The following is a 22,660-nucleotide window of genomic DNA, read 5'->3' as shown; positions in this document are numbered from 1 at the left end:
GTGTATTGGTTTGCTAATAAAGGCGTTGAATTAGGTGAAAAGGAATTGGAAAAATGTAAAGAAACGTTACAACTTTTAGAGGATAAATTAGCCGGGTTGCGAGCGAAAGAAGATGACCTAAAACAAGAAGAAAGAACTACTGCCATTGCTATTGAAAAAGATGAAGTCGGAAGTAAAATCAAAGATTTAGAAAAAGAAATTAAGAACCTCCAAATCTTAAAAGATAACAGAAGCAGAAAACTTGACGATTATAATAAAATTGCTCAAAACATAAAGCTAAACACCAATCCAAGCGAAGAAGCTTTTATTGAAAACCGGGAAAGAGCAAAAGAACTAAAGCAAAGTACTCAACAGGATATTGATGAAGAAAATGAAAATCTTCGTGCCTTTAAAAACGAAGAAGACAAACTAAAACAGGACACGGAAGAGTTAGTAAAAACAATTAGAACACTTCAGGAAAATAAAAACAACATCGCTGGTCGCGAGGCAGAAATACGAGATGAAATTATTGCGCACATTGGAGCAAGTAGAGAAGAAGTTCCTTTTATTGGCGAATTGATTAAAGTAAAAGAAGATGAACAGAATTGGGAATCTTCCATCGAAAAAGTATTGCACAATTTTGCTTTGCGTTTGATTGTCCCTCCAAAATATTATTCACAAGTAAATCAATATGTGAATAACCACAATCTGAAAGGCAGAATCCGTTATGATAAATTCGAAGAGCAAGATTATCTCAAAAATTTTCAAAATAAAAATATCGGAGAAAAATCCTTATTTAATAAGATTGATATAAAACCCAAAACAGTTTATGCCGATTGGATTGAAAACTATTTGGAAGCACAATTTAGTTTTACCTGTGTAGATAACATTTCGGAATTTGAACGTCATTCAGAAATGGCAATTACCCAAAACGGATTGATAAAATTCAAAAGAGGAAAACACGAAAAAGACGACCGTCCGCACATTTCTAGAAAAGAAAACTATGTTTTGGGGTGGGATAACAAAGAGAAAATAACTGTATTAAAGAAAGAATTAAATAGTCTGCAAAATCAACAGTCCGAAAATAAAAAGGCAATTTCAAGTACAAACAACGAAATAAGAAATTTAGGAATTTTCAGAGATGAATGTCATAATTTGTTTTCAAAGTTTGATAAATACGATGATATAAACTGGCAGTTTTATGCTAATGAAATTCAGGAAAAGACAGAACAAAAAGAAGGATTAGAAAAAACAAACGACCGGGTAAAGCAGTTACAAGAGCAATTGAAGAAGGTGCAAATCGACTTAAAACAGCTTGCTGAAGTTGATATTTTCAATAAGGGACAAGATATATTTAATAAGAAAAAGAATATTGAAGATATTGAAAAGGGAATGTCTGAAAATAAAAACGCAATTCAGATTATTGGAATTTTAGATGTTGTTGAGTTTGAAAACAACAATAGTGAAATTCTTAATGTAGATTATTCAAGTATCAAATCGACACAAACAAATTTTCAAAGTGAATTATCAAGACAAGAAGCAGAACTTAAAAATCTAAAGCAACAAAAAGAAAGCGAAGTAAGAATTAAAATCAATGCTTTCAAGCAACCGAACGAAACCATTACCAACAAATTCAAAGATTGGCGTTCGGATGTCAATTCATTGCCCGATTCTACTAATCTAGATTTTATAGGAGAATACCAGGAAAGATTGGGAAAACTTCAAAATGATAATCTTCCGAAATTTGAGAAGAAATTCAACGACTATTTACAGGAAACCATTACCAACAAAGTGGGTGATTTCAGAATGTTTTTTCAAAACTGGTCGGATTCTATAAAAGACAATATTCAGCATCTGAACACATCCTTGAAAGAGATTGACTTCAAAAGCAATCCTAAGACCTACATTCAAATTGTTGCGCCTAATAAAATCAGTGATGAAGTAAAAGAATTTAGGAGGCTTCTGGATAATGCCGTTCCGAATGTGCATCAGATGAATGCTACAATTGACGGAAGAAAGCATCATTTTAATGAAAATATTCAGCCTTTTATTGAAAAATTGGATAAAGAAGAATGGCGTAGAAAAGTAATGGATGTTCGCTCTTGGTTTAGTTACAAGGCTGAAGAGTTTTATAAAGAAACCAATCAAAAATTCAAAACCTATGAAGCAATGGGACAGCTTTCAGGTGGAGAAAAAGCACAACTTACCTACACCATTTTAGGTTCTGCCATTGCATATCAATTTGGCTTAACAAAAGAAGGGTTACAAAGTAATTCGTTTCGCTTTATCGCCATTGATGAAGCGTTCAAGGCACAAGATGAAGATAAGGCTAGATACCTGATTACGCTTTGCAAACAGCTTCATTTGCAGTTGTTGGTAGTTACACCAAGCGACAACATTCACATTGTAGAAAATGATATTTCATTCGTTCATTTTGTAGAACGCAAAGAAGAGCGACATTCCTGGTTGTATGATATGCCGATTGAACAATTCAAAGAAGAAAAATCCAATTATTTGAATCAATGATTACAGCACAAGAAATAAGAAACAAAACCGATAAAAAGTACATTTCTTTTCTTCAATCATTAGTAGAACAGAAACCTTTTGAAAAATTGGTTATTCGTGGGGATAAATCATACACCAAATCATCATTACCTGAATTTGAAAAAGAAATTCAGCAAATCGTCAGTCAATCAAAAGAGAGAAAAGGGTCTGGCTACACATTGGAATTTCAATTAGTAAAAACAAAATTTTTAGCCTCACAAAACTTACCCATTTCCATTTACTTTGATACAGAAAAAGATTTTTTGAAGTTTTTGGGCAAAGAGAAGGAAGTAGAATTATTTAAGTCAGATGTTGAAAAAATTACTAATGCATTTCCTGAATTAAAAGACTGGATCATCAAAAATGCGTTGCGAGTAATTACAAATCAAATGGAATGGGATAATATTTTGAAAGTATGTCAATACTTTAAACAAAATCCCAAACCAAATTTGTATATAAGAGAATTGCCAATAAAAATTCACACAAAATTTATCGAAAGAAATAAAAGTGTAATTCGGGAATTGCTTGACATTCTGCTTCCAGAGCATGTCAACAGCGAGTATAAAGAATTTGAAAAAAGGTTTCATCTTAAGTTTAGTGAACCACTTATCCGATTTAAAATACTGGACAAACAAATAAGCCAAGAATACTTTTTAGGAATTGATGATCTGGCAATTCCTATAAGCCAATTTGAGACATTGAATTTGCCAATTAAAAGAGTTTTGGTAGTTGAAAACAAAACAACACTTTATACCACTTTAACGCTACCCAAAATGGACAGAACGATTGCCATATTTGGGAGCGGTTATAGCGTTTATAATCTTAAAAATGCAAATTGGTTTTTCAATGTCAAATTGTTTTATTGGGGAGATATTGATGCCCAAGGTTTTGAAATACTATCCCAATTCAGATCTTATTTTCCACATACCAAAAGTATGCTAATGGATAAAATAACTTTTGAGGAATTCTTTGAAAATGACAAAGGCACTCCAACAGGTGTTTCAACGAAACTCAATTTGACAGACGAGGAACAGTTACTTTATGATATTTTAAAAACAAATAATTGGAGGCTTGAACAAGAAAAAATACCGCTGTATTGGGTTAAAGAGAATATTCTTTAAAACGACAAAATTTACTATAATAAATATCAAAGAGAATTATTTATGGATTTGAAATAGTGTCAAATCATCTTTTCAATTTTCTTGAGGGTATTGCATATTCCGGGGATATTGACCCCAGATTTTGGTTCAAGGGCTGTCATTACCAATAACCTGACAATATTACCTTTTTTTTCTTAGACTTTCTTCTTTAAGTTCGATCCTGTGTGCCGCGTCCAAGTCTTGTTGACATGGACTATCTTTCAATTGACTCAATCGCCTTAAATCTTCCAATAAAGAGTTCGAGTTTTGTACCAATGAGTTCACAAAAATTCAATTTAAAATGTACTAAAACCCTGCAATCGCACGATTAGCAGGGTTTTTACTTTTTGAGGCATCTAAAAACTTACAGGAATTCTCATATAAAAAGTGAGCAATTCGGTGAGTAGTTTTACAAGCCACCTCTACTCACCGAACAGACTTCAACCAGCTTTTAGACAGCTAGTTTGAAGAACGAACATCTTGACGACGTCAGCTAGCAAAGCTAATTTGCACTGCATTATTTTGTGGCCGTGCAGAGTCGGTACTGAAGGACAGTACTTGATTATGTTTTATTCTATACTGTTGATCATGATGAAAACGAATTTCAGCTTACTATTCTATTTAAAAAAACCAAAAAAATTCAGTGGTGGAAATGTTCCCATTTACGTAAGAATTACTGTCAATGGAAAACGAGCAGAACTGGCAACTGGCAGAAACTGCAACCCTGAACGTTGGAATTCTAAAGCAGGAAAAGCTAAAGGAACCAATGAGGAGTCCAGACTGCTAAACACGCATCTAGACCATCTGCAAATAAGCATTTATCAAGCATATGAATCGCTGATCCGCGAGCAAGAAAACATTACTGCCGAGACAATCAAAAATAGGTTTGCTGGAAAATCTCTTGACTCTCATACACTATTAGAAGCTGTTAAAGACCATAATAATAAAATGAAAAGTTTAGTAGGAAAGGAATTTGCTCTGGGAACATGGAAACGCTACAAAGTGCTCGAATCCCATCTAAAGAGCTTTATGCAATTCACGTACAGCCTTAATGACATTGCTGTAAAAAAAATTGATCAATCCTTCATTACCGATTTCGATTTCTATTTAAGATCGAAAAAAAGCTGCAGCAATAATTATGTAGTCAAGAACATCAAAAATCTAGGAAAAATAATCCAGATATGTTTATCAAGCGGCTGGATAGATAGAAATCCACTTTTAGGGTACAAGGGTAAATCTAAAACTGTGAATCGCCATTACCTGACTAAAGAAGAAGTGTGTAAAATCACCGATAAACAATTTGCTTCTGAACGATTGAGACAGATTAGGGATGTGTTTCTGTTCTGCTGCTATACGGGACTAGCTTACATAGATGTATTTCAGCTAAAAACCGAAAACATAAATACAGGACCTGACGGAGAACGCTGGATCTTTACCTATAGGCAAAAGACCAAAATAAGAACCGCAATCCCTTTATTGCCTGCCGCAACAGATATCATCGAAAGATACAGCGATCACCCAATCTGCGTGAATAAAAATTCATTATTGCCAGTGCCTAGCAATCAGAAAATGAACGAATATCTAAAGGAAATTGCAGTGCTTTGCGATATAGATAAAAAGCTTACTTCTCACATTGCGCGCCATACTTTTGCCACCACCGTCACTCTGGCAAACGGGGTTCCCATCGAAAGTGTATCAAAAATGCTCGGACATATGAACATAAAGACAACTCAGCATTATGCGAAAGTGCTGGACATAAAAATCGGTGAAGACATGGCTGTACTGAAAAGAAAATTGATGATATAGATTTTATAATTTTGATCATCTGTAGCTTTATCAAAAGCTGATAAAGCACTTTGTTGACGATGTATACGAACAAAATCTCCAGAAGGGTATTGGAGAAGTTATTTTAGGATGTTTTTACATGCTACAACCCTCTCTTGGTGCACCTTTGCGTCGGCTAAACAAAGAAAAGTCCATAGTGGGAGCGCCGACCCTCATAGATTGAGTTGCTTATGGTAGTCGAATATGCGAACAGGATCAGGCTTATATGTTGTTTTTATCTCGTTGTCGATCTTGTTGCACCGCATACTGATTTTTATATATCTTTTTTCATTGAAAAGAATCTCCTAGTTCCTCATTAGGATTTCTTAAACTGTTATCAACCTCACGGATAACAGGTATCGGTTCGTAAGCTTCCTCTTCCCTGTTGACCGCATCAAAATCATTTTGGATCATACAAGGAAATGCTTTTAACGGCATTGGTTGTTGAGGTGTGTCGGAAAGCACTCCTGCAAATTCACCTGATGAAAAACTGGCAATTTTGGATGCCGGAATAGCAGATTCTAATTATTTTGATTTGCTAATGGAGGTATCTGTACGGTTTATAGAAAGGCTTTGCCGGTCCTGCATAATCTTACCAATCTGCTCACTCAACCGCTTTGCTCCTTCTCCTGTAACCTGTCCGGATATGACATTTCCTACTATCGTTGTGATTACATCAGCCTGTTCTTTTCCGTATTCCTTAACCAATTGCTGTATTGATTGCACTCCTAGAAGGACACTTATTAAATTACTTCTGCCAGTGGAAATTGTAGTTGTTACGTCTGCTGTCAGGGTGGGGTATTCGTCGAAGACCAACATACATTTAAGTTTGTTCTTTTTGTTTATGATCTTCAGCAGCCGGTTAACATACAACGATAATACAGCTCCATACGTCAAAATCTTTTGTGGATTGTTGCCAAGACAAAGGACTTTCGGATGCTCAGGATTATTGATATCCAGCTTAAAATCATCACCCGAAAGAACATAGTAAAGCTGTGGAGATGACAACCGAGCCAATGCTATTTTAGCAGATGCTATCTGTCCTTCCAATTGTTCCACCGCGCCGTTCTGATACGCCTGAATAAAGACTGTAATCAAGGATATTACTTCATCTTCCTGGTTCAGCAAACTGAACATTTTATCGTACTCTAATTGAATAAACTCGATAACATGAGGCAATGTACAATATAAGCCGTCATTGTATTTTCTTAAATACCAAATGACCGCTGTCACAAAATTGATTGCAGAATCCACGAAAAAATCCCCTTGCTTTTTTTGCCATTCACGATTTAATCCATACAGAATCGTCCTTGCAGATTCGGAAGCATCTGTAATATCTTCCATAGTAATTGGATCAAGCGGATTGCATCGATGGCTTCTTGAAAGGTCATCAAAATTAATAAAATAGCACACTGATTCATGCTTGTATTTATGCTTATTCTTTAGCCAGTGATTATAAGCGATAAGCGACAGATCGGCAAACTTGAAATCGTAAACCAACATGGTGTACGGCTCCGGTTTGCCCAATGCCTGACTGATAAAATGGCGGATAACAAAAGCTGTTTTACCTGCTCCGGGGCCTCCCTGCACAATCACACTGCGAAAAACCGCGATGAAATTAATCCACGAGTTCCTGACCTTTCCTTTATATCGGTATTTAGCCGGGAGGTTAATGCTGTATTCGTTTTCAATCAGCTTTTCTTCCTGTGGAAATGTTTCGCTTTCAGCATTGAAAATATCATCTACCAGAGCATCTTTGATAATACGGCTGAGCAGTGTACCACCTGTAAAAATTAGTATAAATCCTACGGAAACCGTAAACATATAGCCTATGGAAGCACCAACGGGTGTACTCTTTTCAAGCAGGATAAACCAGCTCAAAAAGAACAATAACAGTCCCGAAATTATATATCTGAGTGCTGTTTTGTAATTAATCTTTTCGCTTTTCTTACCCTTTGCTCCCAACAAGGAAAGTATCAGAAAGCCCAATGCAATAAGTTTAGATTTATGAAATGACGTGTATACCCCCCCTCTCAATATTGCTTAATATCTGGTCTGTAAAAGGCCATGTGAGGTCAAAATGTTTGAATAAATAATAGCAGTAATAGTAAAAATGAAGTATCAATATGACTGTATCCCATAAAGTGTGTAAGTAGAAAAATATAGACTCGAGTTATAATTTGAGCCTTCCTTCAAAATTCAGTAGTAAACAACAAAGAATCAATCTATTAATTCATTGAATATTTGCACCACAACCTTAAAACAGGATTATGGGCATTCAGGTAAACTCAACAAATTGTTAGGCTGCTCACCGTCATTTTCTGTTTTTATATATTTATTATTCCCATTTTTGGCAACAATGACCCTTACGGTCTGTCCGCCTTTGGATACATAAAAACTCCATTTTCCATTTTCAATACCATCGATGGCCTCCTGCTGAGAAAGCTTCCAACGAGTTCCATTAGAGTTCGTTCCTCCAATAGACTTAATTCTCTCATAGGCACTATACCTATCTGTTTTGTTAATACATTTGATTTCAATTGTCATAATTTTAAATTTTATAAGTGAATAATATCTATGTTATTTATGTTGCCAACACCTTCCACCACCGCTCACTTTACGTTGACAGGATCCTCCTTTTTGGGTGGGTGCTCCGCAAAGAGTTGAAGTGGAATGTTGTTTAGATGATCCAGAAGATGGCGCATTATAACTTGTCGTTACACTGCTATTATCCGATCGCGACATTATTCTAGAGCCGTTTTTCAGTATATGTACTTTTATTATTCCGCCACTAGCGGAAGAAGTGTTAGCTGTTACATGAAGGTCGTAAATAACCATATTATGAAATTCAATCTTCCAATGATTCCGTTGATCATGAATGGTAACATAACGTTGACTAGCATCGAGATAACTGATAGTACAGTGATTGCACTCCACCTCGTAACCATATATTTCGTCGTCTTGTTGCTCTTTACCGCACCCTGCGACTAATAGGACCAAAATAATTAGTGACAGAAAACGTCTCATAAGTTCTTAATAATTACCCACTGTCTCCATGATTTGTTCGGCATGTGCATAGATATCATCTATCACTACCAAATCATGCTTAGTTTCCTTCTTCTCCTGATCAAATAATCCGATACGTAAACGACTCGGAGTGAAATAAAACCGGCAGATTGGCTTACGGTTATTGTCATCTAGCAGGATACCGCAATAGGATTGACTATCGCGCATGAAGATTCGACCTACTTCTATTTCTTTACGAAGGATAGATTTGACAATAAGGAAACCATCGATTTCATCTTGTGTGGTAACTACCAGTGGTTCGGCCTCTAAAGTAACTGGCAAATGCTGTGCTTCGCCATCGGTTTCTTTTTTCAATGCACTTTTAAGCCTCTCGCTGATCTGATCATGTACGATCTGGGTGAACACACGCTTCACTAAAGGTGTAAACTGCTCCAATATTTTGGCTGTGACCACACTTGGATACACTTGCTTCGCAAAGTATCGCACGAATTCATCGCTTGGGTTTTGCAATTCACCAGTGGCAAGAATGGTGAGCTCATTAAAATACTTGAGTTCACTAGCAGCACTGGATATGCTATCCAGATCGAATACTGATTTGTGAAATTTACGCAGCTCAGCAATCTCTGTGTCTTTAATATCCGTGATTTTAAATTCGAAAAATGGTTTCTCATCCATTTTGTTGGAGGTAACCAGATCAGTATAGAACCGATATTCTAAGCCATTGCTCAATAAGCCAAATTTTGCTTCGGTCGTATGGAAATAGCGAAAAAGCTGTGAATTATGAGGGTCGAGTCCATCTGCATAGTGTTTGCACTCGATTAGAATGATAGGTTTGTCATCCCGAAGAATGGCATAATCTACCTTCTCCCCTTTTTTGATGCCGATATCGGCAATAAACTCTGGTTGTACCTCAAACGGGTCGAATACATCATAACCTAATATTTTTAGGAAAGGCATAATGAGCGAGGTCTTGGTGGCTTCCTCAGTCTTGATTTGCGGTAACAACCTGTCCACTCGTTTTGCAAACTGGCGTATCTCGTCTTTAAAATCCATATTGTAGTCAGTTAATATTTTCATTCAGTTAATTTTTACTTAATCTTCCCAGCCGCAAAGCGTCTTCCCCTGCTTCTTGGCCTTGTAGATCGTGGTCTTTACTATTTTAGCTCGACAATTACTTAGTCCCCGACAGTTTTTTGTAAAATGATACCGCTTACCATTTTTACTAGCACAGATGTATACAATATTTTTATCGGTTTCAACTTCTGTTGCTTTGATGCTACTACAATCAGTATACAATATCGTGAACACAAGTATGGCAATGGCCCTTATCATGTCTTAAAGATAACTAGGTATAACTGAGCTTTCTTACGGGAAACCGTATTGACAAAAAACCTAAATCGAAGTTTAGAAGACCAGCGAGCAAAGGATACGGAATAAAGGTTTGGCTACCGCCTATCTTTTTTTACCTAGATGAAGTAATATCCAAATGGCTACAACAACATCGATTATATTCCAAATTAGTCGTCCAACGGGCAACTTGATGAATGGCTGAAAAAGTATAATTATTGCTATATAAAAAAACAATACTTTACGATTCTTATTACTCTTTGTATCTACATTGAATGTGAGGTAACCGAAATATACTACCGTACATATCCTGACGATGGTATAATAACCGTAGGGCATTGGCAATAGACAAAGCATAAGCACTATAATCAGTCCTATTTGAATGTTTTTTAGATTCATTACCATAGCGCTATTCAGATATACTGTTTTGCCATATTCCTAAATTATTCTCTCTTGCATGCACCTGCGCATTATAAAAATGGTTTTCAAATTTTACATTTGGTTGTATGGTCATTAAGGTAGCATAACCATTGCGAACTAGATTTTCATTAACGAAATCACCACTTTTCAGATATGCGTAAGCTAATGTTCGGCCAAATCTGTCTAGCGAATCGACATCAAAGATAAGTCTAATCTCTTTTTCAAGAATCATATCACTTAAGTATGTCTTTGATATCGCACCAAAAGGATGCTTTTTGTACTTAAAAGCATTTCGTGTCTCTGGTGCATCGATTCCTATCAATCGAATTTTGATTTGCTTGTTATCATGACTTTCTACCCAAAATGTATCTCCGTCGATTACCTTGAAAACTGTGTAATAGTCGTTCGCAATTCTACTCCTCTTGCCTTGTCCAATCTCTTTTGAGCCCTCAGCGTATCTTGCGCTTTTAGACTGGCAATCGGTCAATAGCAAACTCACGATAAGAATGCTTGAGAATAATATTAATTTCATACATTTTTTAAGTTACCGATAATGATATAGGTTCATATCCCCTCCTAGTCTTCTGTGTTGGATATCTTAGGAACCACCTGAACGACAAACCGTTGGTTTTTATCCTCTTGCACAGCGCGACCGACACCACCCCAGCCATTGCCAGCCAGCTGTAGATCAATCAGTCCTTTATATTTTTTATTCTCAAAGTCGATCCCATTTTTTATCCAGAATCGCCACAACGAATACGCTCTTGCATAGCTCAGCTGGTACTCAGAAAATAAACCCATAGGTGAATCATCAGCATTGTCTAACTTCGAGGCATAACCAGATATTACTACTAGGTACGTAACGTTGTTCCCACCCTCAACGTTTTGCTGCAAAGCGTCGTTTACAACGGTATCCAAGACAGATTTGAGCTTTTTACCAGCGTCTAAAATTTTAGTCCGAGTAATATCATAATTATTTAGATCCTGTGCATTTATTTCCGCTTTACCTATCTCAAACTTCACGTCGAAAGACAGCAAAAACCGTTTATACCTTTCGTCATAACTGAACAACGAGCTATCTTGTTTAAGTGGTTTCAACGATTCCTCCACCTCTTTATAAACCTTAAGTTGCTTAGCTTGCGCCACGATTGTATTTCGATTATTAACAAAGGTCACTACAAACAATACCAACACGATAAAAAAAAGGCTCGTCATTAGGTCGGAAAAACTGACCCAGAACACATTGCTTTCGCTTCTCTTACTCATCGTTTGAAAATTCGTTTTAATCTATTCGTAAAGCCTCTCTTCACTGTAGACTCTTCAGAGTTTTGCTGTGGAAAATCATCTACTGTCGTATCGTTGCCAGCCGGAGAGCTTGCCGTTGTTAGATCAGCGGGTTGCTTAGGAACAAAAACACGCTCATTGCTGATATTTGAAATTGGAGTAAATTGATGTGTCGGAATGGTATGGTTAAGATTGTTAGCTCCTTTATTCTCCTTATCAAACAATAGATCGGCTTTTGTTACAAAGGAGCTTAATGCTTTACTCACTTCTGTAGCTACTTCACAAAACTTATCGGACGAACTTCCAATTTTTTCTTTTTCTTCCTTGATGTGATTATTCATCTCAAAAAGCAGATCCAATTTATCTAATTTTTCCAACAAGTCAAGTTTATCGAATTTAGTCTTATTCTCGACATAGGCCTTTTCTAATAGATCATGTTGCTCGTTGATAAGCGTTACGAGTCCTTCTCTTTTTAAAATAATATGTGAGGAGAATTTATTGAGTGTATCGTCAAGATTGTCATCAACACGCTGTATCATTGTTGTGTATTTACTTCTCATTTTTTCAAGATCACTAAATTGGCTTTCAATAAAAGAAATTATACGGTTGGACTCTTCGACTCTTAAATCAAGTTTACTGGCAATACCCTCAAAATTATTAACACGATTCATTAGGGATGACAAGCTACTGCTTAATGCACTTGTTTCTGAAAGGCCTGAATTTAAAGTTTCCACAAAAAAATTAAATTTATCAAATTCTCCAGTAGCTTTTTCCAATCGACTTAACACATTCGCATTTGTCTTTGCGAAATCTTGTGCATTTAATCGTTGTAGTTTATCCAGAATATCGTCTTGAACCTTAAGCGTATCGTAATTTTTCATAAATAAGCCAGACAGTGAGGACACATTTGTCTTAAAATCTATATTGAAATCATGCATACTTTGTGAGAGTTTTGATATAGATGAACCAAAATCCTGACTAACAACGGGAAGAAGTTCGGTGTGGACAAAGTTATAGAAACCGTTTTTCCGTTGTTCTACTTTGCGTTTCGCGTCTTTAAAAAACTTTAAGCCTGTCAATGTGGTTATTGATAGTCCAATTAAACTTGCTAACATCGCAATACAGACAGAAGTAAGAAAATCATCTAATTCTAATTGATTCGTCCCTAGATCATCATTTGAAATAATCGGCGATTTAACCTTGAGTAACATTGTAAAAAGACCGAAAATAATCCCTAATATAGTGGCCATCAACCCTAAGTATAATGGTTTATTGATTGAGTCTTTGATATCTTCCTCTTCGACTGCAACGTTCCTTTCAACTAGATCCTTTACAATACTGAAATCTGCTATCCCTCCATTATTCTTTAGCAAATAAATATTTAACGATTCAAGAATATCATCAAAGTAAGTACCTGATATGGATTTGGGATTTATCAAGGTAATAGGTACACTGTGATCACTACCATGTTTTAAAACCTCAGAATCGTAAGATTCAAGCGTAGGATCTAAACTCATCTTCATACGTGCTAATACTTCATCTATATCTCCTGTTTCTACAAGATTCTTATCAACATCTACCTTCTCAGTCTTGAAATAGTACTTGATGGGTACATACGCTCCGTAAGTCTTGATTCGACCGAATAAATGAACACCGATCTTGAATTGATAAAAAATGATTGCGGTAATTAATAAGACCTCAATCGAAATAAAAACATCTGTACTCATATCTACTTGAATCTAATTTTTAATTTTTCAGTTACTTTAAACCGCTCGCTCTCTTTAAGCAACTTACCATAACTATCATTAACAACTTCAATGGTTCTACAAGTATCCTCGTAGCTATTTACACTTTCACAGTATCCATCGATATAAACGTCATAAAAACTAAGCGCATTAGTTATTGCATCGCTATTGGTCGAATCGATCGTAAACATACTTTCACCATCCTTCTCGATCACCTTATAAAGCGTTTTACGGTCTTTGTGATCAGCAGGTTTTAAGTAAAATATGCCGGCATGTTCCTCACATTTAGCCATTGTTTCGACTTGACTTAAAGTTGATGATACCTTTACGATTGATTCTTCGACATCTTCGGTTTGATTTATATTTGCTGAATACGCTTTTTTGATTTCCTCAATTTCACTTTCAAGTTCACCTATCTTGATATTTTTCAGATCGTTTTCAAACTCACACTCTTCATAACGCCTCCTGTATTCCATCTGTTTTTTGTACAACTCTTCACTTCGATGTCTTTCTTGGGTCGACTGATTTTTGAAATCATTGGTTATCTTGTTAAGATTTTCAGCTTTTTTTATCCTTTTAATATTAAGTAAAAGGATAAAAATAACGATCAAGCAGACTAGATTTATACCGTAGGATAAAAGGTTCAACATTGGAATACCCTTATCGTCGGATGCAGAAAGAGGAATAGTTTCTCCGAGCACGTTTATAGCATTTAACATCCACACCATAATAGCAATCATTTTAATTTTCATTGGGCATCAATTTTCTTAACATATCACCTAACATACCGCGAACTATATAGAAGAAAAATGGATCAGAGATATCCTCGACCATAGTTACTTGTTTATGCCGTAAAGCAATTCCAGTCTCCAAATACTCTATAGCTCTTTGCTTATTCAATAGAATATCTTCGAAACTTTTCTTCATATCTACTGTTATATCGAACAGGTCTCGGAGGCTAACACCTTTCTGATCAATAAATAAGCGAATAAACTTCGCATACTCATCATAAACAGGCACATTGTATTTTGAATCCAAATCTTGGTATTGCAATGGATTGCTTTCAGAAATCAATGTGTCATTTACATCTCCCAAATAAGTAACGAAACTCTTTTTAATATTTGTAACAGAAAGCTCATCCAATAATTCATCATTTTCTGCAATGATGCTAATAGCACCTCTGGAGGTTAACTCTTTTGGGTTAGGATAAGTAATGATTTGAATTTTGGATTTATTGCCATCTACGACATTATAGATAGAGTTAATTAACGCATTCGTATATTCGGTTAGGATTATCTTACTCTCAGCTTTGTCCAGTATCGATAAGAATCGCGAACCATTACCCGAAAATATTATCTTAGTAGGCATCTCAGAACCATTGGCTTTCATTGCTCGAATATTGTAGTAAATAATGGAAGCATAATAAAACAGTAGTACAGTTCGAATATTTTCGTTATCGGCTAAAGCTTTCGAAAAACTCACATTGGTCTTCCCTCTAAACTCTCTATGCTTCTCCAAAGAGAAGTAAAACGATATGAGGTCTTCTATTTTATTTGTCTCTTTGATACTCTTTTTAATTCCTTGAATTGTCCCAGATAAATCTTCAGGAAGTTCATTGAGAAAGTTCTCTCCGATTTGGTAGAAGCCATTTCCTTCGATTGAGGTTTCATAACCATTTGCGTATAAAAAATTGGCACCAAAGAGCATGGAAGATATACTTTTGACGCGCTTATTTTGGTATACCACACTGTCTATCGTGCCACCACCGATATCTAGCGAAAGAATATGATTAGATGTGCCAAGTAGTTTTCCCTCTTTGGATATGGCGTAAAACGGAGCTATAGACTCACAAATATCATCTACAGATGCATTTTCACCAAAGTGATCCTTTATAATCTTTTTCAGATTGTCAGAAACGTTCGAAATCTGACGAGTTCCATAGGTTAAAGGGTACGTCCAAACAAATTTCGTGGCTGATAAATCTCCTCCTTCGACAAGTACTTTCGTTTTGCACATTATGATAAGCTGTTCTAAAAAAGAACATACTTGAGCCTCATGTTCGGCTTTATTTACAGCATTATTGATCCATTTCAAGTTCGTTACTGCTGCAGATCTATTTGTAGGCAACAGTTTTTTCTTTTCATAGGTAAAACCGACATTGTAATCTAAAATAGGTTGATAACTTGTCACTTCATAATTGCGATAATCAAACAGAACGGTACGAACAGGAAACGTATATTCACTATCCCCTCCGATTTCATCTGGAAGAAACTCCATTTCAAACACTAAGCGTTCTTCACCTTCTAGAACATCGCTATCAAATGATTGTGCTATGCCATTCTTACCAATTGCAAAACTCAAAGGTTTGGTATTGCCACCATTCACTGCATATTCAATATGTGTATTAGAAGTCCCAAAGTCTATAGAAAATGTAAATTGACTGTCTATCCCTTTCTCATCTTGCCACCGTGGAATTATATAGTTAGAGACCGAAGCATCCTTCTGTTTGATTTCAATAACTTTAAAATTATCTTTTATGCGATAAAAATAAGTGTTGTAAAAAGAATTAGCTTTGCTGTATCTTGATTTTGAGGATTGATATATAGGATTTTTTCCATCAAATTTTAATTGCAATTCTTGGTTAGCATCATTTTCTTCAGCATCCAATAAATTAAGATAGTAATTTGGTTGGATTATTGATTTCTGAAAAGGAAATAATCGCAGATATTTCTTAAACGACACTAATTTTCCATTGTTGGAATTGATGTCTGACTTCTCATATTTTTTCGTCAACTCGATAAAGTCTTTTCCTTCATTAATCGGTATTCTTAAAACAACGTTTACAAAGCTGTTTCTCTTGATGATTTCTATCATAGATTTTCCTTGGAACTTTTTATTCCAGAGGTTCGATTCAGCAAAACATTCAAAAAACAACGTTTTTAATGGTAAGAGATAACCAACTTTACTATCAGTCTGATTATCTAGATTTCCATTGAAGAAAAACTCCGTATTGATTGGGTAAGGAGTTTCATAGAGTTCTGTAGTTAAAAAATCATCCACTGTAAGATAGGGATATTGAATATTTTTACCAGGCAGGATTCGTTGATTTAATGGTAAATCCGAGGCATATACTTTCTGATTAATATCCCACTTTGTATTTGAATTTAAGTAGTTTAGGTGACCTAAATTACCGTTGGCAGTAAGAATCATCGGTATATATGCGTCGAATTTTTTGTCTGTATGTATTAGGAATTCAGATTCTTCCTGAACTTTGTCCAAAAGGCTTTGCTTCTTTATTTTGCGAAGTGGTACACCGAACAACTCTAGTGTCAACGTGTTATTGTATTCAATTTCAGCATATTCATTAATCGTACGTACATCGACTTCATCCAATTCTCGATAGAATGCCTGATCGCTCGCACGTATTTGTACAAAATTTCTTCTGATGTACGCATCAAGCTCGGTCATTTTCTCTTTCAATACATCGTATTCCTTAAATAAGGAAATTAGGTACTTAACAAATCCTCTATTCCTCTTATATAAAGGTTTTATCATCTCCGAAAACAAAGTATCATTCTCTACTGTGACTTGAGCAAACTTCTTTGAATTTGCAGTAGTAAACACCAACGTTTTGGGTGATGTACCTCCTAAAATGAAACCATCAAAATAGATAATGTAAAAACGATTAATAGAATCAAAATTAAATGCTTTTCTATCTTGATTTAAAAACAATGACAAGGTCTTAACCAACAACTGATGACCATCGAAACTCGATTGTTGTAGCAATGGTAAATCAACTCTTCTATCCCAAGAAACTATGCGGATTCTATCGGCTAAATTGTCGTAGTTATATAACAATTCGAGTAAATCTAGACACTCACTAACAATGCGATGGTTATTGGTGTCTCCATCTAACTGAACTGCTGGATTCTCAAAATAGTCGAAGGCGGAACTGAATAGGTCTAATCTAGCAAATGGAGAAGGGATCGAGGTAGGTAAATTTTTACTTTTGTCTCCGTCTGCTCCTTGGATATCTTTGACGACATTATTGTTATAATCACCAGCACGGGTTTCCCAATGGGTCACGCCCGCACCTTCAAATAATCGAAATACTTTGGCCATAATCTAGGTTTAAAATAATTCTTTGTTAATACTTTGTTTGGTTGCTTCTGTAAACAGCTCCAACAATTTTGATTCCGCACTGATAAATGTTCTGTTTTTAGAAAGTGTGCTTAACTGAGCAGTAATCACGTCATAACTTCTGTTCTTAAAAAAATTAAGACCAGTACTTTTCGTAGCCACACCGTTTAATAGCGTAAAAATGTCTCGTCTGTTTGTTGTAAATCCAGTAACATTGCCAATGGAATCCGATTCAACATGAAAATCGTAGGGGGCAAAACTTACTTTGTTACGCTTTAATTCGCCTAGCCAAATCTTGAATTCTTTTAGAAAACCGTTCAGAGATTGATAAAAATGAGAGGACAAAAAGTTGGTATCAAACACGGGCTGATTAGCCGCAAATGGAGCTTTCATTTGGTTGGACAGTTCATTATCCAAATATAAGCAGGTAAAAAATAACTGCGAAAGGCTTTCTTTTATCAAATTTTGTGTAGAAAGTGCTAAATTGGGAAAAGTAATAACTGGATTACTGCTATCGATACTATCAATTCCGAATTCTTTATATTTTGCGCCAACTGCCCGCCCGCCATATGAACTCAAGCTGTCATCACTTGCAAAGTCCAAGACAGCTATGGCAGAAGCTAGTTCAACAAAATGTGCATCATTTTTTTGTTCACTCCCGCCCACAATATTTTTATAGTTATTACTTGCAGTATCACCGATGTAGTATAATGAATTGATTGAATCAACTTTAGTAATATTGGTATGGTAATAACTAAGTGCAGCTTTAGTTTTAGAAATGAAGGTGGCACTCTGAATTGCTTCATCCGCATCACCATCCAGTTTAAAATAAGGTAATACCGTAACAGCTCCTACGACAGCGTTCTTCAGATGTTCAAAATTATGCCCTTGTACATGACCTTCTCTAATATTTTTCAAAATGAGCGGAAAGCCTGCGGCTCCCGTGCCTCCAAAAATGGATGAGATTATAAAAACACGATCCTGATCCGTAAAGTTTTGGGCAAACTGTGCAAACTCCGATGAGTCTACAAATTTGTTCAAAACAACAGAACCAATGTTTGGATTTCCCTGAAAACCAACTTCCAAATCTAAATCTAAATTCTGATCGGAAAACAACAATTCAATCATCGCCTGATTGTTTCCTTTCTTCTCTAATAAATTGAAGTCGATAAAACTTCTGAAAGAACCTCCATTAAGATTATTGATGTTTAACCTAAATTCGTTGGAGATATGTTCGTTTGTTTTTGGATTTACTACATCACCCAAAGACTCAACTTTGTTCTTAAACAATGAGTCTGCACTACTCACATTTACATATTTGTGCACAGCTTTGTAATTATTTAGAATTCGTGTTGTTTTCTCCACGTCTGCTGCAGCTGCATCTGGATCTAATATTATCGGAACGATCTCGTAATTTGTTTTTATTCCCGATGCTAAAAGCATAGTTAAGGATTTTACCACGCGGGAACCTGTCCCACCGATAGCAAATACATATAATTTCGGCATAGATTAGAATGGAATTTTTGAGTTGTTTACACTAATAAACTTAAATCCAAATGACAATAAAACAAACAGTAATAAAGCATAAATACTATTTACTATTGCGAGAGAAGTATATTCGCCATCAAAGTCAAATCCCTGCGATTCGAAAAGCGTTTTAGCATCAATATATAAAAAGGAAAAATTAAACACCACTACGATAATAATGACCAAAAACCAATAGTGGATTTTTGCAAACCTCGGTTTGTCCATAAGCTTATAATATAACCCTAAGAATATAAAGATTGAGAAAAACAAGATCAATCCATATTTCTGATATAGGTATTGACTAAAAATCTCTTGAGAAAAGTTACTATCGTAAAAACCAACAGGTCCATTTTCATACAAACTTGCGAAAAGATCATTCATGTTATTTATTTAAAGTAAGGTTAATAGAAAATGTATTATCGTGTCCTTTATTTAAGGTTTCGTAAGCAGATTTTACACCAGTTATCAAATATTTAAGACCGAACGTCTTATCGAGGGTATTCAAAATATCTGTATCATCATCAGTATGAGATTGATTAACCCAATCAGGTAGATTGTTCACAAAACTTAAATTGAATTTGGAAGAAAAATTCTTCTCTGTATTCTTTACTATAAGTAGATGCGAATATCCGCTGGTCGATATCTTATTCCATTCATTTGGATTGACAATTTGAGGTTGATTATTTTCTGGAACTAGTTTTATTTCTACAATCTCAAAACCAGGGCTAATTTTATAAGCCATTTTGTTGAGGATCGAGGTCTTATCAGGATAATCTGATAGATCTACGGCAATTGCAAATTGAAACACACCATTTTTCATTACTACCTTTTCTAGAATGGTATTATCTGATTTATTTAAACGGTTTTTCCCTATCTTACTAGTCGAGCTCAATACTTCAAAAGGCATATTAGCCTCCTTTGCTATATTCAGGTAATAGCTATTTGCAAAACCGTTATATTCCGTTGGATCTTTTTTCGCTAAAAATTGCTTAAGTAGCGACTCTTGTCCTAAAATCCAAATGTAATACGGTCTATTCGTGTTTTTCAAAGGATTTCTCCCATTAAGATGATCATAATAAATACCATTAAAGGGTGAGTATAATTGCAATATGTAAGTCGAAAATGGGAATTCAGTTGATTTTTCTAAAAAAACGGATTTCGTTAAATTCTGTTGGAACATTAACGCGTTTAAGGTTGAATTTGATTTATCTAAAGAGTAAATACAATCTGATACGAAGATGGAAATATCATTTGTTCCAGTAGAACTGAGTATAAGCCTGAATAATTCATTTAATTCAGACACCGATCTATTTCCAACATTAAAGGGTGCTTTCTGTGGTTCTAGCGATTTGAAGAAATCATTAATATTATTAAGCTGCGCTGGATAAATTTTTTCATTGATGAAATTGACAAACACTCTATCTTTACCAAAATGGTGATTTGCTTCTACTAAAATGTCCGAAAGCGCGGATTCATAATCAGTAATACCACGAACATATCCATCCATGCTGCCTGAATTTTCCAGAAAAACATTTATACTCTCTATCTGAGCAGATAGTACCCCCCTCTCCACGCATTTCTCAATGTTAACAGATACTTCATTAAGATCTTCCTTAATTACAGAAATTAATGTGGATAGATCTAAAGTATCATTTCGAAAAAAGCGTTTCAACTTTCTGTCGGTCTTATTGGAATCTACGTAACTAGTTATCTGGTCAAAATCATCACAATCGAAAATCTTGTCTCTCGTCAACTTTTTGATCTTTTCATTTAATGGATTTTTTGAACTGTCGCATGTCAAGTAAAAACAACTTACAGTGATTATAATAATTAGAATGGCACCGTATTTTATATTCATCTTTGGATAAGTTAGTTAATGAAAAATTGATAGAAACAAGCTTTACTTTGATCGCTGTAACTGCGATCCGTTTTCACCATTATTATAATTTCCCACGCCATGTCTTTCAATTTTTAATTGTTTCGGTTAATTAACAAGACAAAAGTAGGGGCTGTTGTATACTAATTTTTACGGATTCCCGTAAAGCGAAAGAATTAAAGAAGGAAATCGAAATTCGGAAAAATCTAATAAAAAGGAGATCATCGAAGTAATCCCCCTAGATGTGAGGTTATGATTTGAAGGGGATGCTTACTTTCGGATTATCAGATAGTTCAGGCAATATACTTGCTGTTCACTCGGCTATCGATGAGTAAAATTTAACTTCATTATTGCCAGCATATATAAGACAAATGATTGTCGTCGAATCTTAGTCTCTATTAGATTAGTCCTTTTTCTTTGCAATACACGGCGAGCTGCTCATTCTTTGTAAATCCAAGTGCCTCCCTCATCAAGTTAAGGCGCTTTTCTACACTGCTTAGACTAGCGGGTTTGATGTTTCGCCGCTTCAAACATTCAGGAATATTCTTTTGGAGCTCGCCCTGATATAATAGTGAGATGATGGCAATATCTACTGTTGTAAACTCATAAGAATTCTTATCGCGAAGGGATTGCTTTACGTCGGATGGTTGATAAGATTTATTGTTATGTATAGCTCGAAGGGTTTTTTTAAGTTGGTCGGCATCATGCCTTGCTTTACGCACATATCCGTTAATTCGATGCACCTTAAATAGATCATCTATAATACTTAGGCGGCTTTCGACCTAAAAGACGATCACCTTTAAATCGGGCTGGATAGCTCGCGCTTCTTTGATAAGATCGACGCCATGGGAAATTTTCTGAGGATTATTATCCTCCTCGAAACTGAGGTCTGTAATCAACACTTCATAGGGATCGCCGTCGCGGATAGCATTATTTAGCCAGGTCAACGCATGATCGCAATAGTACACGTAACCTGCGTTTGACCCTATATTTCTTAATGAAGATTCTAGCTACATTAAGAAATATCTCCTTCATCTCTAAAAGAATAATAGGTGCTTTCCGTAAGGACGATGTGGTCCAGAAAGTCGATCCCTAAAATAGCGCTGGCATCTATGATCTTTTGGGTAAGCATCTTGTCTGCACGGCTCGGAGCTAAATTTCCCGAAGGATGGTTGTGCGCAACAGCCATTCTTACAGCGTTGCACAGCAGTCCGGTAGACATCAGCAGGCGGATATCCACCAATATGGCATCCAAACCTCCATCTACAATCTTTCTGTAGCTGACCACATCGAGCTTGCTGTTAAAGAAAATAGCATAAAAGCTTTCCCTTACATTTATTTCATCTTTGTTCCAAATCAACCTGAACACATTGTCCATGAGCGCAGAACAATTGACTCGCTTAAAATCTGAAACGGACAAGCTTTCATCTTTGTGATAAGAGATGCGAAGTTCATGAGCGATAAAATTAGTTTTCATAGCATTTATAGTTAGCGTAAAACAAAAAATTAATTAACGCCAGTTGCTCACGAGCATGAAGTTTGATTTAGCAAAAGAAAGAACAAGGAAAATGGCGCAGCGCAGGAGGCTCCGTTCTGCAAGAAAGGATACCCATTTTATGCAGTTTTTTATTGGGCGCTAGAGCGTGCGCGCTGGGGCGTATCAGACAGGCGAAGTAACTTGGCTGTTGATTCATTTCTTGTAGCAGAGAAACAAAGAGCAGTCCATGGTTTTAAACAGGCAGATAAGGCCGCTTTATTAAAGCTATTTTGCACTGTTATTGGTTTAGCAGACGACCTAATATTCTCGC

General features: G+C 35.7%; 17 protein-coding genes and 1 pseudogene. 3 read left to right on the top strand and 15 right to left on the bottom strand.

Annotated elements, in window-relative coordinates:
* From C4F49_RS14730 to C4F49_RS14720, 3 genes are all read left to right on the top strand, one after another.
* Window positions 1–2,505, top strand: coding sequence for an ATP-binding protein (locus tag C4F49_RS14730; RefSeq protein WP_196936604.1), 2,505 nt, complete (start codon window positions 1–3; stop codon window positions 2,503–2,505).
* The gene (locus tag C4F49_RS14725) at window positions 2,502–3,644 is read left to right on the top strand and encodes a Wadjet anti-phage system protein JetD domain-containing protein (protein WP_196936603.1); all 1,143 of its coding nucleotides are present in this window, start codon (window positions 2,502–2,504) and stop codon (window positions 3,642–3,644) included. The genes C4F49_RS14730 and C4F49_RS14725 overlap by 4 nt, the downstream gene beginning before the upstream one ends.
* Before the next feature lie 606 nt (window positions 3,645–4,250).
* The gene (locus C4F49_RS14720; RefSeq protein ID WP_336244704.1) at window positions 4,251–5,468 is read left to right on the top strand and encodes a site-specific integrase; all 1,218 of its coding nucleotides are present in this window, start codon (window positions 4,251–4,253) and stop codon (window positions 5,466–5,468) included.
* A gap of 306 nt (window positions 5,469–5,774) precedes the next feature.
* Here the strand turns inward: C4F49_RS14720 and C4F49_RS18110 are convergent, their stop codons facing one another.
* The 15 genes and pseudogenes from C4F49_RS18110 to C4F49_RS14660 form a co-directional block, all read right to left on the bottom strand.
* Entirely contained in the window at window positions 5,775–5,900 is a 126-nt protein-coding gene (locus tag C4F49_RS18110) for a hypothetical protein (protein WP_262894789.1), read from the bottom strand.
* Between the two features lie 111 nt (window positions 5,901–6,011).
* Window positions 6,012–7,310 (bottom strand): type IV secretory system conjugative DNA transfer family protein, encoded by a 1,299-nt coding sequence (locus C4F49_RS14715; RefSeq protein WP_231388376.1) that lies wholly within the window; start codon window positions 7,308–7,310, stop codon window positions 6,012–6,014.
* Window positions 7,302–7,611, bottom strand: a pseudogene (locus tag C4F49_RS18015) (YWFCY domain-containing protein); the annotation flags it as partial. The pseudogene C4F49_RS18015 and the gene C4F49_RS14715, both read right to left, overlap by 9 nt.
* 143 nt (window positions 7,612–7,754) lie before the next feature.
* On the bottom strand, window positions 7,755–8,033 hold the full coding sequence (locus C4F49_RS14710) for a DUF3892 domain-containing protein (RefSeq protein ID WP_196936602.1): 279 nt from the start codon (window positions 8,031–8,033) through the stop codon (window positions 7,755–7,757).
* Window positions 8,034–8,519: 486 nt separating this feature from the next.
* The gene (locus C4F49_RS14705) at window positions 8,520–9,566 is read right to left on the bottom strand and encodes a type I restriction endonuclease (RefSeq protein WP_262894798.1); all 1,047 of its coding nucleotides are present in this window, start codon (window positions 9,564–9,566) and stop codon (window positions 8,520–8,522) included.
* 399 nt (window positions 9,567–9,965) lie between these two features.
* Window positions 9,966–10,259: a DUF6804 family protein gene (locus tag C4F49_RS18180; RefSeq protein ID WP_418895779.1), complete on the bottom strand. Its 294-nt coding sequence runs from the start codon at window positions 10,257–10,259 to the stop codon at window positions 9,966–9,968.
* A 10-nt stretch (window positions 10,260–10,269) separates the two neighbouring features.
* Complete coding sequence (locus C4F49_RS14700; RefSeq protein ID WP_196936600.1) at window positions 10,270–10,812, bottom strand: thermonuclease family protein; 543 nt, start codon at window positions 10,810–10,812, stop codon at window positions 10,270–10,272.
* Window positions 10,813–10,856: 44 nt separating this feature from the next.
* Entirely contained in the window at window positions 10,857–11,546 is a 690-nt protein-coding gene (locus C4F49_RS14695) for a hypothetical protein (protein ID WP_196936599.1), read from the bottom strand.
* Window positions 11,543–13,291, bottom strand: coding sequence for a hypothetical protein (locus tag C4F49_RS14690; RefSeq protein WP_196936598.1), 1,749 nt, complete (start codon window positions 13,289–13,291; stop codon window positions 11,543–11,545). Before C4F49_RS14690 ends, C4F49_RS14695 begins: the two co-directional genes overlap by 4 nt.
* Window positions 13,292–13,293: 2 nt before the next feature.
* Window positions 13,294–14,061 (bottom strand): hypothetical protein, encoded by a 768-nt coding sequence (locus tag C4F49_RS14685; RefSeq protein ID WP_196936597.1) that lies wholly within the window; start codon window positions 14,059–14,061, stop codon window positions 13,294–13,296.
* Entirely contained in the window at window positions 14,051–17,431 is a 3,381-nt protein-coding gene (locus tag C4F49_RS14680) for a hypothetical protein (protein WP_196936596.1), read from the bottom strand. Before C4F49_RS14680 ends, C4F49_RS14685 begins: the two co-directional genes overlap by 11 nt.
* Window positions 17,432–17,440: 9 nt before the next feature.
* Window positions 17,441–18,955 (bottom strand): hypothetical protein, encoded by a 1,515-nt coding sequence (locus C4F49_RS14675; RefSeq protein WP_196936595.1) that lies wholly within the window; start codon window positions 18,953–18,955, stop codon window positions 17,441–17,443.
* 3 nt (window positions 18,956–18,958) lie between these two features.
* Window positions 18,959–19,357, bottom strand: a complete 399-nt coding sequence (locus C4F49_RS14670; protein WP_196936594.1) for a hypothetical protein — start codon at window positions 19,355–19,357, stop codon at window positions 18,959–18,961.
* A 1-nt stretch (window position 19,358) separates the two neighbouring features.
* Window positions 19,359–20,834 (bottom strand): hypothetical protein, encoded by a 1,476-nt coding sequence (locus tag C4F49_RS14665; RefSeq protein ID WP_196936593.1) that lies wholly within the window; start codon window positions 20,832–20,834, stop codon window positions 19,359–19,361.
* 1,033 nt (window positions 20,835–21,867) lie between these two features.
* Window positions 21,868–22,329 (bottom strand): JAB domain-containing protein, encoded by a 462-nt coding sequence (locus C4F49_RS14660; RefSeq protein ID WP_231388324.1) that lies wholly within the window; start codon window positions 22,327–22,329, stop codon window positions 21,868–21,870.
* Window positions 22,330–22,660: the final 331 nt, after the last annotated feature.

The organism is Sphingobacterium hungaricum (assembly GCF_015210005.1).
In the GTDB taxonomy this organism is placed as follows: Bacteria; Bacteroidota; Bacteroidia; order Sphingobacteriales; family Sphingobacteriaceae; genus Sphingobacterium; species Sphingobacterium hungaricum.
The sequence above is the reverse complement of the archived record's forward strand: the minus strand, read 5'-3'. Positions and strand labels throughout refer to the sequence as shown.